At 36.9% G+C, this 16,110-nt stretch carries 16 protein-coding genes; 1 reads left to right on the forward strand and 15 read right to left on the reverse strand.

Features of this window, described 5'->3' with window-relative positions; all coding sequences use genetic code 11:
• Nucleotides 1-3: 3 nt before the first annotated feature.
• From FYJ80_RS07955 to FYJ80_RS08010, 12 genes are all read right to left on the reverse strand, one after another.
• Nucleotides 4-930 (reverse strand): carbohydrate ABC transporter permease, encoded by a 927-nt coding sequence (locus FYJ80_RS07955; protein WP_154425751.1) that lies wholly within the window; start codon nucleotides 928-930, stop codon nucleotides 4-6.
• Nucleotides 931-998: 68 nt separating this feature from the next.
• On the reverse strand, nucleotides 999-2,294 hold the full coding sequence (locus FYJ80_RS07960) for an extracellular solute-binding protein (RefSeq protein WP_154425753.1): 1,296 nt from the start codon (nucleotides 2,292-2,294) through the stop codon (nucleotides 999-1,001).
• Between the two features lie 115 nt (nucleotides 2,295-2,409).
• Nucleotides 2,410-4,296: a Smr/MutS family protein gene (locus tag FYJ80_RS07965; protein WP_154425755.1), complete on the reverse strand. Its 1,887-nt coding sequence runs from the start codon at nucleotides 4,294-4,296 to the stop codon at nucleotides 2,410-2,412.
• 2 nt (nucleotides 4,297-4,298) lie between these two features.
• Complete coding sequence (locus FYJ80_RS07970; protein WP_154425757.1) at nucleotides 4,299-4,943, reverse strand: CBS domain-containing protein; 645 nt, start codon at nucleotides 4,941-4,943, stop codon at nucleotides 4,299-4,301.
• A 55-nt stretch (nucleotides 4,944-4,998) separates the two neighbouring features.
• A complete protein-coding gene (locus FYJ80_RS07975) occupies nucleotides 4,999-5,730 on the reverse strand; it encodes an ABC transporter ATP-binding protein (protein ID WP_154425759.1) in 732 nt (243 codons plus the stop codon).
• Nucleotides 5,730-6,506 carry an ABC transporter ATP-binding protein gene (locus tag FYJ80_RS07980; protein ID WP_154425761.1) on the reverse strand — a complete coding sequence of 259 codons (777 nt, stop codon included), beginning with the start codon at nucleotides 6,504-6,506 and terminating at the stop codon, nucleotides 5,730-5,732. The genes FYJ80_RS07975 and FYJ80_RS07980 overlap by 1 nt, the downstream gene beginning before the upstream one ends.
• Nucleotides 6,490-7,413 (reverse strand): branched-chain amino acid ABC transporter permease, encoded by a 924-nt coding sequence (locus FYJ80_RS07985; protein ID WP_154425763.1) that lies wholly within the window; start codon nucleotides 7,411-7,413, stop codon nucleotides 6,490-6,492. The genes FYJ80_RS07980 and FYJ80_RS07985 overlap by 17 nt, the downstream gene beginning before the upstream one ends.
• Nucleotides 7,410-8,330, reverse strand: coding sequence for a branched-chain amino acid ABC transporter permease (locus FYJ80_RS07990; RefSeq protein ID WP_276999178.1), 921 nt, complete (start codon nucleotides 8,328-8,330; stop codon nucleotides 7,410-7,412). Before FYJ80_RS07990 ends, FYJ80_RS07985 begins: the two co-directional genes overlap by 4 nt.
• Nucleotides 8,331-8,404: 74 nt before the next feature.
• Entirely contained in the window at nucleotides 8,405-9,565 is a 1,161-nt protein-coding gene (locus FYJ80_RS07995) for an ABC transporter substrate-binding protein (protein ID WP_154425767.1), read from the reverse strand.
• A 166-nt stretch (nucleotides 9,566-9,731) separates the two neighbouring features.
• A complete protein-coding gene (locus tag FYJ80_RS08000) occupies nucleotides 9,732-10,502 on the reverse strand; it encodes an alpha/beta hydrolase (RefSeq protein ID WP_154425769.1) in 771 nt (256 codons plus the stop codon).
• Nucleotides 10,489-11,385, reverse strand: coding sequence for a ribokinase (locus tag FYJ80_RS08005; protein WP_154425771.1), 897 nt, complete (start codon nucleotides 11,383-11,385; stop codon nucleotides 10,489-10,491). Before FYJ80_RS08005 ends, FYJ80_RS08000 begins: the two co-directional genes overlap by 14 nt.
• 115 nt (nucleotides 11,386-11,500) lie before the next feature.
• The gene (locus tag FYJ80_RS08010) at nucleotides 11,501-12,523 is read right to left on the reverse strand and encodes a hypothetical protein (RefSeq protein ID WP_154425773.1); all 1,023 of its coding nucleotides are present in this window, start codon (nucleotides 12,521-12,523) and stop codon (nucleotides 11,501-11,503) included.
• 203 nt (nucleotides 12,524-12,726) lie between these two features.
• Here FYJ80_RS08010 and yfcE point away from each other — a divergent pair, with 203 nt between their 5' ends.
• Nucleotides 12,727-13,266 (forward strand): phosphodiesterase, encoded by a 540-nt coding sequence (gene yfcE / locus FYJ80_RS08015; protein WP_154425775.1) that lies wholly within the window; start codon nucleotides 12,727-12,729, stop codon nucleotides 13,264-13,266.
• Here yfcE and FYJ80_RS08020 read toward each other — a convergent pair.
• The 3 genes from FYJ80_RS08020 to FYJ80_RS08030 all read right to left on the reverse strand — a co-directional run bounded on the left by FYJ80_RS08020 (nucleotide 13,259) and on the right by FYJ80_RS08030 (nucleotide 15,801).
• On the reverse strand, nucleotides 13,259-14,752 hold the full coding sequence (locus FYJ80_RS08020; RefSeq protein WP_154425777.1) for a sensor histidine kinase: 1,494 nt from the start codon (nucleotides 14,750-14,752) through the stop codon (nucleotides 13,259-13,261). The two genes, yfcE and FYJ80_RS08020, sit on opposite strands and share 8 nt — an antisense overlap.
• A gap of 6 nt (nucleotides 14,753-14,758) precedes the next feature.
• Nucleotides 14,759-15,451 carry a response regulator transcription factor gene (locus FYJ80_RS08025; protein ID WP_154425779.1) on the reverse strand — a complete coding sequence of 231 codons (693 nt, stop codon included), beginning with the start codon at nucleotides 15,449-15,451 and terminating at the stop codon, nucleotides 14,759-14,761.
• Nucleotides 15,452-15,531: 80 nt separating this feature from the next.
• Nucleotides 15,532-15,801 carry a winged helix-turn-helix domain-containing protein gene (locus FYJ80_RS08030; protein WP_154425781.1) on the reverse strand — a complete coding sequence of 90 codons (270 nt, stop codon included), beginning with the start codon at nucleotides 15,799-15,801 and terminating at the stop codon, nucleotides 15,532-15,534.
• Nucleotides 15,802-16,110: the final 309 nt, after the last annotated feature.

Raw genomic sequence — 16,110 nt, forward strand, 5'->3', positions numbered from 1 at the left:
ATCTTAATATTCGACGTCTTCATCACCCTTCTGAGTCTTAAACTGTAGGAAGGTAAAGAAAAGCATGATAACAAACAGGATGATAGACATAGCACTTGATCTTCCAAGTCTTCTATTTACAACACCTGTGTAGTAAATATTCATTGTAATAACATCGATTGGCTCTCTTGCTGTTCCACCCTGGACAAACATGTATTGAGTACTGAAGGTCTTCAAGCACTGTAGCATTGCCATAATAGATACAAGCATGATAGTTGGCTTTAGAAGAGGAAGAGTAATCTTCCAAAAGGTATGCCATCTTGATGAGCCATCAACTATAGCTGCTTCATAAATTGTTGGAGGGATTGAAGCAAGTCCTGTAATAAATAGTATTGTAAAGTATCCTATGTATTTCCAGAAGTAAACTATAATAGTTGAAATTCTCAACATGTTATCATTTGTTAGCCACTGGAAATCTCTTCCAGAGGATCTCATTACAAAATTTGATAGCTGGTTAAAGAGTCCAGTTGGCTGGAATAGAATCATCCAAATAGTTGCTGCTACTACACTAGATAGTACTGCAGGTGTATAGAAAGCAAGCTCGAACATCTTAGACTGTCCAGGCTTACGAAGCTGCATAATCATAACGGCAAGAATTAAAGAAACTACTACCATAGGAATAAATGTACCAATAGTAAAGATTCCTGTTGCCTTGAGAGAATTTATAAGGGAAAATCCCCCATTTGATTGAGTAAATAGATATACGTAGTTATCTAATCCAATAAAATCCCAGGTACGCTTAATAGCATCTCTATTCGTAAGGCTTGTAATAAACGCACTAATAATTGGATAGAAGCTAAATACTGCAAAGAATAATAGACATGGAATAGTAAATGCAAAGCCCCACTTTGCTTGCTGCTTCTCTATGCTAAATTTTTTTTCATGTTTCATTTTTAACCTCTCTTATTAAACGTGGGCCGGTAAAATATGCCGACCCACAATTTTCAAACCAAATAAGATCAGTCTGCGAGAATCTCTAATACATTCTTCTGGAGAGCATCATAAGCTACTGATGGATCTGTACCCTGTAGCATAACCTGCTTAATTGCACTGTTGATAGCACTCTGGATTTCTGTAGCACCCTTTCCGTAGTATACGATGTGAGATCTAGCAAAGTCATTCTTGAATACCTCTGAATATGGCTGAGCAGCGTATGTTGCACCTTCCATCAATGCCTTAGTTGGCTGGATAAGTCCTACCTGTGTAAGGTACTCTTCAGCGTGTCCCTCTGTTAAGAGGAAGTACTTAATTAATTCCCAAGCCATCTGCTGTTCTGCCTTAGGCTTATCAGCATTAACCATGTAGAAGTGGCCATAGTAGCAACCAGCTACGTCCTTAACTGCATCCTCAAATACTGGATAAGGAACTACCATCCACTCACCACTGTTATAGAATGCTGCGTTATCTGAAAGGATTCTAGCTTCCTGATAAAGACCTGTGTTACACATTGCGATATCATTGTTGTCTTTATTGAAGAGCTTTCTAGCTGCTGTTAATGTTGGGTTACCAAGATTTTCACCCTGTGGGCCCCATTCCTTCATAAATGTTAAAGCCTTTACCCAAGCTTCCTTATTTACACATCCATCCTTCTCAGAGAGAGAACCACCAAGCTGCTCAACCATTGGAATGAAGTATGTGAGCTCATATGAATATCTGAAGTCAAAGCCTCTTCTTGTGATGATGTCACCATCTCTTATTACAATCTTCTTTGATACTTCCTTCATCTCTTCCCAAGTCTTTGGATAATCCTTTTCTGGGTCTAAGCCTGCATCTCTAAATACCTTCTTATTTAAGAAGATAGACCAGTTTGTAAGCTCAAGAGGAAGACCATAAACATCACCATCGTAGTAAACTGCATCAATCATACCATCTTGATAGTTAGCGAGAAGATCCTTAGCATCCTTGAAGCCGAGAGTCTTGTAATCTGCTGGAGCTACACGACCAGCTTCGATATACTGGAATTCGTTTTCGATAGGAAGGTTAAAGAATGATGGACCTTCTCCTGATGCGAAAGCTGTCTGAATGAGCTCTCTAAGCTTCTCTGCACTCTGTCTTGTAACGTTAACAGTTACATTTGGATGAAGCTGCTTGAATTCTTCAATATATCTCTCTTCAAGAACCTGTCTAGCGGAATCCTCATGTGTCCAGAATTCGAGAGTAATTGGCTCATCTGCCTTAGGTTCACTTGCACCCTGTGCAAATACAGATGTAAGTGTCATTACTAAACAAAGTAATAAAACCAATGCTTTTTTCATATAAAAATTGCCTCCTTTTATGGCTTTCTATAATTAATCATCAATTTAATTTCTTCGTTTCGCAATTGTAATTATTTATCGTTTTTTGAATAAAATTCAGAAAAAGAAGCACCTATTACAGTGCTTCTTCTTCCTTCTTTAATATTACCCAAACAGCTCCAGTACCTCCATATTGGATCTTTGGAACTATAATTTCTCGAGCAATTTTTCTCTCATTCAAAATCTTATAAACTAAGTCCTTAAGAACGCCAACACCATCCTCAGAGTGTAATCCCTTTCCATGGATTATAGCAATCTTTTGTATCTTAGAGGAAAGTGCTTCATCTAAGAAATGGTTGATTTCACTCTCCGCCTCTACATATGTCATTCCATGAAGATCTAGTGTTGCTAATGGAAGCATTACTCTTAGCTCATTCATAGTTTTTTCTCGAGGCTTCTTCCTTAGCTCACCCTTCTCCTTTAAAATATCCTCAAAGCTCTTCTGAGGAATTTTATTAACACTCTCATTAAATAGCTTTGATTTCTTTATTGGAGCCTTTTTAATGACAATTTGTTCTGTATCAGGCTTTTCAACAATATCCTCAGTTACAAGCTCCTTTTTCTCTTCTCTTATAATTGGTTTGTTATCACCAAAGATAGACCAAGCAACAGTAGAAGGACGTTCATCGTCCTCTTCCTTTTCTTTAAAGAAGGTTGTCTTTTCAGGAATAACTTCCTCTTTTTCTACAATCTCTTTTTTAACACTCTCTGTTTTTATAGAACATTCAAAGGAGTTAAGAAGCTCACCAAAGTCTTTAGTTGGCTTATAGGAAGGTGAAACACGCTTTATCTCTTCCTTTATAGGAGTCTCCTCCTTTACTTCCTCTTTAACCTTTTCCTCTCTCTCAATTGGTTTATTCTCTCCAAAGACAGACCAAGCAACAGAGGAAGGGCGCTCATCATCCTCTTCCTTTTCTTTAAAGAATGTTGGCTTTACAGGAAGAGCTTCCTCTTTTTCTACAATCTCTTTTTTAACACTCTCTATCTTTATAGAACCTTCAAAGGAGTTAAGAAGCTCACCAAAGTCTTTAGTTGGCTTATAGGAAGGTGAAACACGCTTTATCTCTTCCTTTATAGGAGTCTCTTCCTTTACTTCCTCTTTAACCTTTTTCTCTCTCTCAATTGGCTTATTGTCTCCAAAGACAGACCAAGCAACAGTAGCAGGACGCTCATCATCCTCTTCCTTTTCCTTAAAGAAAGTTGGCTTTTCAGGAATTATCTCCTTCTTTTTTTCAACCTTTACTTCTTTCTTCTCTTCAACTTTCTTTGGCTTTACCTTACCTTCAAAGGAATCAAGTAAATCTCCAAAGCTTTTTGTTGGTTTATATTCCTTCGATACTCTTTTAAAGCTTTTTTCAGCTTCTTCTTTTACTTCTTCCTTCCTTTCAGCTCTTTCAATTTTTTTATTATCACCAAAAACTGACCAAGCAACTGTGGATGGACGCTCATCATCTTCCTCCATTTGCTTAAAGAAGGTTGGCTTTGGAGCATCTAAAACCTTTTCCTTAACAACAGGAGTATCATCCTGTTTCTTTACAGGCTTTCCCTCAAATTGATCTAACAGTGAGCCAAAGTCTTTAGTTGGTTTATAGGAAGGAGATACTCTTTTTATTTCCTGTTTTTTATTAATACTTTTTTTATCTGTTTTCTTTTCCCACTGCGCAAAGATATCAGCAAAGGAGGTTTCCTTTGCTTTTATTTCTTCCTTCTTTCCCTTTGAAGGAAGTGCATATGGATTTCCAGTATGCTCCCAGTTATATAAAATATCCTTAAAGGATGCATTAGGATCATAGCCCTGAACAATTTGAGATGGCTTTTTAGGAGGAGTCCTTTTTGCCTTTGGCTCCTCTTCCTTTTTCTCCTTTAATACGATGTTTTTAAAGGGAGAATCTGCTAGATTTTCATCATCAGTTAGAAAAGAGCGACCTGTTTCAGTCGCTCTTCTTTTATCTTTCTTACCCATTATTAAGCTTCCCTAATATCGAGGATTTCTTTAACAAGTGGACTTAACAAAGAAGTGAGCTTTTCCTTAGTACAGCCTTGAACCTTAATTGTACATATTGCGTTACTAGGGTCAGTACCCATAAAGGTACCAAAGGAAATAATATCAAAGCCTGCATCAGAAATAACACGTGAAACAGCAGCAATTGTACCTGGCTTATCATCAACTAGGAATGATACGCGTACTCCAAAGTGGCGAGCACCAAAGAGTTCTAAAAGAATTTTAAACATATCACTCTTTGAAACTATACCAACTAGCTTTCCATTCTCAACAACTGGTAAGCATGATAAATCCTGGTCTACCATTAAACGAGCAGCCTCTTCTACAGGAGTATCCTTACTTATAGTAACAGGATTTTTTGACATAATCTTTTTTACTGTGAGTTTAGATAATAGATATGCCATCTCATGAATAGAAAGAGATGATGCTGGTGAAGGAGTCGCAAAAAGAATATCCTTTTCACTAATAACACCAACTAGGTTCTTATCCTTATCAAGGACTGGTAAGCGATGGACCTTCTCCTTCTTCATTAAATCAGATGCCTCTACTACACTCGCATCAGGAGTAATGGTAACAGGATTCTTAGTCATTCTTCTTTCTATAATCATTTTTACCCTCCGTCAAATAAATCTTACAATACAATGTTAAAAGATTAAAGGAAAATCACTCTCCTAAATAAGCAGCCTTTACCTTTTCATTAGTTAAAAGGTTGCTTGCTTTATCAGCTAATACTATCTTACCATTTTCCATTACATATCCCTTATTTGAAGCCTTTAAAGCCATTCTAGCATTCTGCTCAACAAGGAATATAGTTACCTTATCCTGCTTGTTAATCAAAGCAATCTTATTAAAGATATCCTGAATAATAAGAGGAGCAAGTCCTAAGCCTGGTTCATCAAGTAATATCATTCTAGGAGATGACATTAGAGCACGAGCGATAGCCATCATCTGCTGTTCACCACCAGATAAGCTTCTAGTCTTTTGCTTTCTTCTTGCACCTAAGATTGGGAAGAAGTCAAACATTTCTTCCTTCTTCTTAGCAATTACATTTTGATCTCTAACCATAAAGGCACCCATATCAAGGTTCTCTTCAACGGTCATATCAGCAAAGACACGTCTACCCTCTGGAACTAGTGAAATACCCATCTTAGCAATTTGGTCTGTTGTATGCTTAACCTTCTTTGCTTGACAAATCACTTCACCATCAAAGCATATTTGGCCATTAGTAAGTCCTTCAAGACCAACAATAGACTTTAAAAGTGTTGATTTACCAGCACCATTTGCACCGATTAAGCAAACGATATCACCTTGGTCAACATGCATTGAAACACCGCTAAGTGCTTTGATGTTTCCATAACAAACATCAATATTCTCAATTGTAAGAAGCTCAGACATTAATCATCCTCCTCTGATCCAAGGTATGCTTCAATGACGACAGGGTCATGCTTAATAGCATTAGGTGTTCCTGACGCTATCTTATTACCAAAGTTTAGAACAGTAATTTCATCACAAATATTCATTACAAGCTTCATATCGTGTTCGATTAATACAACACTAACTCCAAGAGAACGAATACGTGAAATCATCTCCATTAGGTGCTCAGTTTCTTGAGGGTTCATACCAGCTGCAGGCTCATCGAGGAATAAAAGTTTTGGCTCTGTAGCCATAGCTCTAGCGATCTCAAGCTCTCTTTGGTGGCCATAAGGAAGAGCCTTTGCATCTTCATTTCTTAAATCTGCTAAGCCAAAGAAATCAAGGTACTCAAGAGCCTTATTATATATTGTCTTTTCCTCATTTTTCATGAAGAAGTAGCTCTTAACAGATTGCAAAAAACGACCCTTATTCTTATCACCAACCTTAAAGTGGCGACCAATCATAACATTTTCTACAACACTCATCTCCTTAAAGAGACGAATATTTTGGAAGGTTCTGGCAATTCCAAGACGACAAATCTCATTAGCTTTTTTTCCAGTAATATCCTTACCTTCAAATAAAACCTTACCATTAGTTGGAGTATCGAGTCCTGTCATGTTATTAAACAGTGTTGTTTTACCAGCACCATTAGGGCCAATAAGACCTGTAATTAAACCCTCTTGGACACGGAAATCAACCTCATTAACGGCAACGACACCGCCATAAACTCTTGAAAGCTTTTCAGTTTCTAGTAGCATCCTTAGCCCCCTTCTTGCGTTTTTCACCGCTATAGTCGAACTTCTCACGACCCATAATACCCTGAGGTCTCCAAATCATCATAACAACTAGGATAAGACCAAAGATAATTTGTTTTGCTTGAGCTGGAATAACATTTGTAAGTCCAGTAAGCTGAGGGAAGTATGAAATAAACTGAATAATAAAGGCTCCTAAAATACAAGCTAAGAAGTTACCCATACCACCAAGAACAACCATACAAAGTACCATGATTGAAACCATGAAGGTATAAGTACCTGGTGTAACTGAAAGAATGTATACAGCCTGGAATGAGCCTGCGATACCAGCTACGCTTGCACCTAAGATAAATGCAGATACCTTATATTTAGTAGTATTAATACCCATTGAAGCGGCTGCAATTTCATCCTCTCTTACTGCTGCTAGAGCTCTACCCATCCTAGAGCGTGCGAGACGTCTAAATAAGAAGTAGCAAATAGCTAAAACAACAACTAGCATAATTAAGAATGCAGTCTTTTTATATGGATTAAACTTAAAGCCCAAAATAGCAGCCTGAGGAATCTTCTGAATTCCCATAGGTCCCTTTGTTAAGCTATCCCAGTTATTGATTACGTTTCTAACAATTTCACCAAAACCAAGTGTTGCAATTGCAAGGTAGTCACCCTTAAGTCTTAAGGTTGGCATACCAATTGCAAAGCCGCAAATTGCACTGATTAATACAGCAACAGGGAGTGTAAGCCAAAAGTTCCAGCCATAGGTAGTTGTTAAGATTGCAGTTGCATAGCTACCAAGTGCAAAGAAGCCTGCCTGACAGAGAGAGAGCATACCACCATAACCAGTGATGAGGTTCTGTCCGATTGCCATAAGTGCATAGATACATGTATATATCAAAATAATCTGAAAGAAACTCATACCTTCTCCTTTTCAACCTTACCAAGAATACCCTCTGGCTTGAGGAGTAATATAATGATAAGAATAACGAATGCGATTGTATCCTTATAACCCTGAGGAATACCAAGTACAGCAACACCAAAGGTTTCAACAAGGCCAAGTAGAATACCACCAAGCATAGCGCCTGAAATATTACCAATACCACCAACTACAGCTGCAACGAAGGCCTTTAAGCCTGTCATTGTTCCAAGTGTTGGATAGCACTTATAGTCAAGTGCAATGAGCATGCCACCAACTGCTGCTAAAGCAGAACCAATAGCAAATGTAAGAGAAATTACCACATTTACATTAATACCCATTAATTGAGCTGTATCCTGATCTAGAGAGGTAGCTCTCATAGCCTTACCCATTCTAGACTTTCCTACGAATAGGGTTAATGCAACCATCATTGCAAAGGATACAATTAAAACAAGTATCTGGTGTGGTGTAATAGAAATTCCTAAAATAGTAATTGGAGAGTTATCAAAAGGATAATTTAGCTTCCTTGATTGAGTTCCCCACATCCAAGCTGCTCCATTTGAAAGAATAAATGAAACACCAATAGCTGAAAGTAGAGGAGCAAGTCTTGCAGCTCTTCTTAGAGGCTTATAAGCGACTTTTTCAATGAACATACCAAGAACTGCACAGAATACTGCAGAGAAAATCATCGCTAATAGAAATGAAATAAAGGTCCAAGCCCCGAGAGGTGCATCGCCTCTTAAAAAGTCAAAGGCAAACATACCCATGTACGCACCTACCATTAGGATATCGCCATGAGCAAAGTTAATAAACTTTAAGATACCATATACCATAGTGTATCCAAGTGCGATTAAAGCATAGATACCACCTAAGGTAAGGCCATTTGTGAGATGCTGAAAAAATACTGCTACAGATGACACAGTCAGCTCCTTAAATAAAAGTATTCATCCCTTGAGCGAGCCAAGGGATGATTATTCTTGAGAACGCTTATTGCTTATTTAACTTCAACAAGCTTACCACCGTCAACAGTGTATGCACCAATATAGATAGGTGTCTGGTTTTCAACACGATAAACACCCTGGTATGCAATTAAGTCACCATTTTCAGCAAAGTTAACAGTACCTGTTACACCCTGATAATCCTTAATAGAAGCTACACCATTTCTGATAGCTGTTCTATCTGAGCCAACTTCCTTCATAACCTTGATGTAGATGTTTGTAGCATCAAATGCGTTTGTAGCAAATGAGTCTGGAGCAACACCAAATGCAGCTGTGTAATCAGCAACAAACTGCTTGTAAGAATCACTCTCTTCAACCTGTGTTGGAGCAATGTAAATAACACCATTTGTGTAATCACCAGCGAGGTCATAGATTTCAGGGTTTGAGAAACCATCACATGAGAGGAATGGAACGTTTAAGCCAACCTGAGCTGCCTGCTCGAGCTGCTGAGCCATTTCTACTGTGTAGTTAGGAATATAGATAGCTTCAACGTTAGCAGCCTTAAGCTTTGTGAGCTGTGTCTTGAAGTCCTTATCACCAAGCTGAGCTGTTTCAACTGCACTTACCTTACCACCGCAAGCTTCAAATGCAGCCTTCATACCTTCGTAAAGCCCCTGTGAATAGTCGTTCTTGATGTAGAGACAACCAATGTTTCTATATCCAAGTACTTCATAGAAATAGTGACCAGCTACTTCACCCTGGAGACCATCAGATACTACTGTTCTGAATACATAGTCACCAATTGCTGTAATATCTTTATGTGTAGCAGATGGGCTCATCATTGGGATACCTTCAGCCTGACAGCGTTCACCAACTGCGAATGAAACACCTGTGAATACAGGACCAACTAAGCAAGAGATCTTATCTGTAGAAGAAAGCTTTTCAATAGCAGCCATACCCTTTTCCTGGTTACCTTCACTATCTTCAATAATTAACTCGATCTGAGTACCATTAATACCGCCCTTAGCGTTAGCCTGATCTACAGCGAGCTTAACTGCCTGAGAACAAAGAATACCATAGTTTGCATTATCACCAGTCATAGGACCAATGAAACCGATTTTGTAAGCTGTTGAGCTCTCTGAAGAACCACCAGCAAACAAACAAGCGCTCATTGCAACAAGAGCAAATACAAGAGCAACTTTCTTTAAAGATCTCATACCAAAACCTCCAATAGAGATGTACTTTTTTATTTTAATTAGCTTTTTATACACGAAATAGAATATTTATGCAATTAGCATACAACAACAATTACCCTCTATTTTTAGGATTTTATAACAATATTTTTATTTTTTATTAATTTATAAATAATTATCGATAAAAAAACTATTCTCTATAGCCTAAATACCTTAAAACCATATCTATCCAAGATTGGTTTTCTATAAACTCTGTACCAACCTCTCTTGTAGCTGTACTCCATCCATGGCCACCATAAGGAAATATGTGTGCTTCAAAATCAATTCCATTCCTCTTTAAAGCCATCATATATAGTAGAGAGTTTTCTACAGGAACTGCAGGATCATTCGCACTATGGAAGATAAAGCATGGAATAGTATCCTTATCTACTCTCTTTTCAAGTGAGTAATACTCTTCGTCATGACCATCTTGGCAAATATTTTTTATTGATTCTCTATGAGCATACTCACCAGCTGTAATAACAGGGTAAGCAAGAACTACATTTTTTACCTTGCAATCAAAGCCATCACAAATTTCTTTATTCCAAAGAGTAGCTAATGAAGCAACTAAATGTCCTCCTGCAGAAAAGCCTACAACAGAGATATTATCTCTATCTACCATCCATTCCTTACTATTTTGCTTTATTATGTCTACACACTCTGCAAGCTCTCTTACAGGGCTCTCTGTTTTAATACTCTCTCCAATAGAATAATAAAGAATAAATACATTGTAGCCCCTTGCAAAGAACTTAAAGCCAACAGGCTCTGCCTCTCTTGGAGAGAGATGCATATATGCACCTCCTGGACATACAATCATTACTGGATGGCTTTCAACGCTATCACATACGCTTGATAAATCCTCATGTAAATATGCTTTTACAACTCTTTTATTTCTTCCAACTGTAAAGTCAAATACTTTCACCTAAAAAACTCCTTACCTCATCATAGTATGGAACACTATCCATAGCTCCCTTTCTACTAACAGCTATTGCAGAAGCAGCACTCGCCCACTTAAGAGCATCTATTGCACCTTCTCCATCTATTAGCTTTTTCAAGAAATATCCAATAAAGGTATCTCCAGCAGCTGTAGTATCAACACTATCAACCTTAAAGCAAGCTTGATGATAAACCTTACTACCATCATAATAAAGAGAGCCCTTATCTCCGAGCGTCATTAAAATTTTACACTTTGGATATTTTTGACAAAGAGTATTTAAAATCTCCTCAAAATCTCCATCAGTTAAAGCTAAAGCAGCACCCTCTATTTCATTAACAACTAGTAATGTAATTTTATCAAGAGGAAGCTTAAATACATCTTCATCCATAGGAGCAGGATTAAAGCAAATATTTATACCCTTTTCAGAGGCTCTATTTATAATATATTCAAGCTCATTTATCTCATTTTGTATTACAAGCCAATCTCCTGCATCAAAATTAGAAAGGACACTATCAACCTCGATTTTTAAGATATTTTTGTTTTCACCTGAAAATAAAATGATAGAGTTTTGTCCCTCATCATCAACTTGGATTATAGCATTCCCGCTTTGATTATCTGTAACTATAGTAAGAGAGGTATCAACACCAAAGCTCTTTAGCTTATCAAGAATAAAGGCTCCATCTGTACCTAGCTTTCCACTATGAAAGACTCTTAAGCCCGCTTTTGCTAAAGCAGCACTTTGGTTTGCACCCTTTCCACCTGCGCCCTTAATAACACTGTAGGAGGAAATAGTTTCTCCCTCCTTTACTATATGATTTACACGATATGTAATATCTATATTTAAAGAACCATAGCAAAGAACCTTCATACTTTAGCCTCACAGAAAGAATAATAAACTATAGATAAGAAAAAAGGTACTCCAAAATATATTGAAGTACCTTTTGTATTATGGAATTTTTCTCCCGAAAAATTGGAAGACCTTATTAGAAAGTTATATAAGAAGCAAATCTAACGTATCCACTATTCTTGAAATCTTTGAAGTTATCTACACCAAGCTTAACATTAAGAGTGATGTTTGCAAGCTGTGTTGTTGCACCAACTGAAGCACCAACTGTTACATCAGCTAAATTAACTAATGCAAGACCTGCGCTTAATGTTGTAGGAGCCTTCTCAGCTGGGAGTACATATGATAAGCCTGCATATAAATTGTTCTTTTCGCTCTTTCTGATGAATTCAGCAAAGCCAGAAACTGACTTGTAACCACCAGCAACTGTTGCATAGTAAGCACCATTATTAAAATTATTAACGTTAGCAATAATCTGACCAGAAACTGCTAAGTCAAAGTCGAGATCAGCAAGAGTCTTAACATCTACTAAAGCAGCAGCCTGGAAATTATTTGTGCCTGCAGCCTGGTTAATACCATAAGCGACAGCAGCTCTAATACCATCAACTGGAGAAACCTTAGCTTCAACGAGACCTAACTGAGAACCAGTTGTGAATGAACCCCATGCACTAACTGTTACATATTTGTCATAAGAAACAGAAGCACCAATTGGCATTACATTTCTCTCAGCATTTAACTTAATATTATCTTCATTATCCTGAGGATCTAAGTAAGCCCAGTTGTAGCTTGTGCTGAATGACTGGTTACCAACATAGAGCTCTACAGCAACAGGAAGGCTAACACTTAATGTATCTTCAACTAACTTAGATGCTTTAACTGTAGCATAAGCGTTAATTGGCTGTCTTACACCTGTTGTAAAAGATGCATCACCATCAAGAGTAATCTTATCCATTCTGAGTTCGCCATTTACATAATCAGAAGCAAGCTTAATCTTGAATCTACCACCATATGTAGAATCAAGATTTAAATAGTCCTTATTTTCAACTGTACCGTTGAAATTAACCTTATAGCCGAAACCAAGTTCGCCAGTCAATGAGACATCTGCAAACAAACAAGCTGATGCAAGAAGTACTACGAGTAGAAGTGAGATTGTTTTTTTCATTTTTCAATACTCCGTTTTTTTATAGATTTTGTAGAAATCGTCTCATGAATATTTGTAGCCAGTATGATATATAAATGTTCGCAATCTATATTAATTATGGAGATTATTGAGCTTTATGAAGAATATGGAGGATTTTATATATTTTGTGTGTGCGAAGTGTAACTTATTGATATTCAAGTGCATTCTAGATAAATTCAAAGCATATGAAAGCACTTATTTTTTCAGATATCCATGGTAGTGAGAACGCCATGTTAAGAGTTGATGAGCTTATTAAGAAGCACAATCCTGATTTAATTATCCTTCTTGGAGACCTATTATACCATGGTCCAAGAAATGATTTACCTTTAGGCTATCACCCAAAGGGTGTAATACCTTTATTAAATAAATATAAAGATAAAATAATAGCTGTAAGGGGAAATTGTGAAGCTGAGGTTGACCAAATGGTACTAGAATTTCCATGTATGAGTACCTATTCAGAGGTATTTGTTGATGGTTTAAAATTAACATTAACACATGGACACATATATAATGAGGAAAAGATAGTTCCTGGAGCCTCTATCATGCTTTATGGACACACTCACATTCCAGTTTGTCATAAAAAGAATGATATAATCTTCTTTAATCCTGGCTCAACTTCTATTCCAAAGGGAGGAAATAAAGCCTCCTTTGGAATATATGAAAACAAAACACTCTCTGTTTTAGATTTAATTGATGAAAAGCAAATGCTAACACTCTCTATTTAAAGGAGAGTGTTACAACTACATATTCTCCTTCTTGTGAGATAGTAGCCTTTCCACCATGAAGATTCATAATTTGACCTGTAATAGGAAGACCAAGTCCTGAGCCTCCCTCATGTCTACTTAAATCACCTCTAGCCCAAGGCTCGAAGAAGTCTGGAAGTGGATCTGGGAGCTTACCCTTATTTTTAATCGTTATAATGCTATCACTAACATATAAATCAATTTGATCACTACCACTTTGTATTGCGTTATTTAAAACCTCACATAGAGCTCTAGAAGCAAGATTTGTATCTAAGACTAAAGGAGAGTTATTATCTAAGTGTACATCAACCTTCTTAGAATCCTTGAATTGGCTTATTACACTATCGACGAAATCAAAGGAGCCAACCTCCTCCTTATTTGCCTTACAATCAGGAGAGAGTAAGAATGCATAGTACTTAATTGCACTTATTCTGCTAGTTAGTACATCACACTCCTTTTTCATTTGCTTAAGTAAATCCGCATTGATTGGGAAAATTCCATCTATAGATGCATCAAGAAGCATATTTAAGCTGGTAAGAGGAGTATTTAGGTCATGGCTAATTGATCTAATCCACTCCTTTCTTGAATCCTGGTGCCTTCTAAGATTATTACCTAGCTCAACAATAGAGTCTGAAATACTTTGTAGCTCCATACTCTTTTGGGACCCGATCTCAACATCAAATTCATTATTTGAAAGCTTCTTTAATGAAGTTTGGATTTGCTTTATCGATTTTTCATTTCGCTTTGAAATAACATATGAAATTAATAGGGATACAATAACTGCTATTGGAAGGAATGTAACAATTACAAGAGCTGAAGTATCTAGGATATATCTAGTAGGACCATATTTTCTAGCTGTCATAACTAAAATATCATAGTAGCCCTTAACCTCTCCATTACTCTTTATTACTACAGAGGCTGCTATATCACGTGCTTGAACCTCTAGAGGTACTGTATACTTTTGTTCTATTGAAGCAACCTCTTCATTTACATAAAAGATAAAGGTTCCATCAGCCTGTCTATCTACATTAAATTCATATAAATCTATATCTGTATTGATTTCTCTCATCGATGATATATCTAAATTTGCAATTGAATTTACCATCAATTGACTATTAATCATCGAAGGGTCATTTATACTATTTTTTACTTTATCACCATTAGGAAGAGTTCCATAAATAATTTGGAATAACCCCTTTGCATCTCTAAATATTAAACCAGATATTCTATCATCAGCACACTCTAGGATAGTATTAATCATCCTATCTGGTGTTGGGTTATCATATGTGCTTAGTTCTTCTTTTATTCTTTTTACATATTCACCGGCAGCATATTTAGGCCAAGTATTCATTGCATGCTTATTAGATGCATAAATAAATAGTAGCTGCAAAGCAATAATAAATATTGAAAGTAGAAAGATAGGGAAAAATAGCCTAAGAAAGTAATGTCTAATATGACCTTTATTCATAAGAGCTTATACCTTCTTACCTGTAAAACGGTAACCATACCCTCTTACAGTCTCTATCCAATTTCCACTCTTCAGCTTAGCTCTAATATTTTTAATATGTGTATCTACTACTCTCTCATATGATTCAAAGGAGTAATCAAAGCACTCCTCTAATATTTGAGAACGAGTTATTAACACACCAGCATTGGAAGAAAGGTAGGAAACTATTCGCCATTCAGCTGCTGTTAATATAATTTCTTCACCATCTATTGTTAGTTGATGCTGTAAGGAATCGATTATAAGCTCATGATTATCATCTGAAAAGGTAACGATATCACTCTTTTCACTTGAAGAGGAATCTACTCTTCTAAAAAGAGCAGCAACTCTTAGCACAAGCTCCTTTGGAGAAAAGGGTTTTGTTATATAGTCATCACAGCCTAGCTCAAAGCCAAGAATTCTATCTGACTCCTCAACTCTAGCTGTTAGGAAGATTACTGGAAGCTCAGGATACTCCTTTTTAATCTCCTTAATAAACATAAAGCCATCACCATCTGGTACCATGACATCTTGAATTATTAAATCTGGAGTTTTCTCACATATAGCCTTTCTAGCATCCTGAATTAGTGCAAAGCCCTTAGCTGAGTATCCACTTAACTCTAAATATTGTACTACACCACTTCTGATAACATCATGATCTTCAACGACATATATTTCTTTCATACAATATTTATATATACTTGTAAGGTTTATTTTTTCAACTCATATCACGACAAATACATAAAAAATACAAGTTCATTACATTAATCAAGCTTTTTTACACCTGTAAAGCGATATCCATACCCTCTTACTGTTTCTATCCATGATAACCCAGTATGACCAAGCTTTGATCTAATATTTTTAATATGTGTATCGATAATTCTATCGTAGCTCTCTCTATTATATTCAAAGCACTCATCTATCAGCTGAGTACGGCTAATAACATTTCCATAGTTTGCTGATAATACTTTTATTATTCTCCACTCTGCACCATTGACGTACTCCCACGGGCAAGCCCATGGGAATCTGGCCATGGTAACGACGGCTGCACTCAAAAGGGCGTCTTACACCGTCTCTGGCCCGCGAGACCCGTCCGGCCTCGCCTTATAGTTTAGGCGTCCTTCGTCTGTTCCATTCGGTTCATGATACGCTTTGCCTCGGCGAGAATGTTCACCGCGGCATTCACATCCCTGTCGTGATACACCCCGCATTCTGGTATAGATAGCTATTTTATATATAGATAATCTAGTCAAAATAATCAAAATAAATGAAGATAGATAACCAACAATAAGACTAAGAACTAGTCAAAATATTTGAAAATGAAAGAGTAAAAAATATGAGAG

This window comes from Bullifex porci, from assembly GCF_009695635.1.
In the GTDB taxonomy this organism is placed as follows: domain Bacteria; phylum Spirochaetota; class Spirochaetia; order Sphaerochaetales; family Sphaerochaetaceae; genus Bullifex; species Bullifex porci.

Coding starts and splice junctions, on each gene's coding strand:
- FYJ80_RS08020 (WP_154425777.1), bottom strand. CDS start 14,752: ATGAATAAAGGTCATATTAGACATTACTTTCTTAGGCTATTTTTCCCT.
- FYJ80_RS07965 (WP_154425755.1), bottom strand. CDS start 4,296: ATGGGTAAGAAAGATAAAAGAAGAGCGACTGAAACAGGTCGCTCTTTT.
- FYJ80_RS07955 (WP_154425751.1), bottom strand. CDS start 930: ATGAAACATGAAAAAAAATTTAGCATAGAGAAGCAGCAAGCAAAGTGG.
- FYJ80_RS08025 (WP_154425779.1), bottom strand. CDS start 15,451: ATGAAAGAAATATATGTCGTTGAAGATCATGATGTTATCAGAAGTGGT.
- FYJ80_RS07970 (WP_154425757.1), bottom strand. CDS start 4,943: ATGATTATAGAAAGAAGAATGACTAAGAATCCTGTTACCATTACTCCT.
- FYJ80_RS08010 (WP_154425773.1), bottom strand. CDS start 12,523: ATGAAAAAAACAATCTCACTTCTACTCGTAGTACTTCTTGCATCAGCT.
- yfcE (WP_154425775.1), top strand. CDS start 12,727: ATGAAAGCACTTATTTTTTCAGATATCCATGGTAGTGAGAACGCCATG.
- FYJ80_RS07995 (WP_154425767.1), bottom strand. CDS start 9,565: ATGAGATCTTTAAAGAAAGTTGCTCTTGTATTTGCTCTTGTTGCAATG.
- FYJ80_RS07975 (WP_154425759.1), bottom strand. CDS start 5,730: ATGTCTGAGCTTCTTACAATTGAGAATATTGATGTTTGTTATGGAAAC.
- FYJ80_RS07960 (WP_154425753.1), bottom strand. CDS start 2,294: ATGAAAAAAGCATTGGTTTTATTACTTTGTTTAGTAATGACACTTACA.
- FYJ80_RS08030 (WP_154425781.1), bottom strand. CDS start 15,801: ATGGCCAGATTCCCATGGGCTTGCCCGTGGGAGTACGTCAATGGTGCA.
- FYJ80_RS07980 (WP_154425761.1), bottom strand. CDS start 6,506: ATGCTACTAGAAACTGAAAAGCTTTCAAGAGTTTATGGCGGTGTCGTT.
- FYJ80_RS08005 (WP_154425771.1), bottom strand. CDS start 11,385: ATGAAGGTTCTTTGCTATGGTTCTTTAAATATAGATATTACATATCGT.
- FYJ80_RS07985 (WP_154425763.1), bottom strand. CDS start 7,413: ATGAGTTTCTTTCAGATTATTTTGATATATACATGTATCTATGCACTT.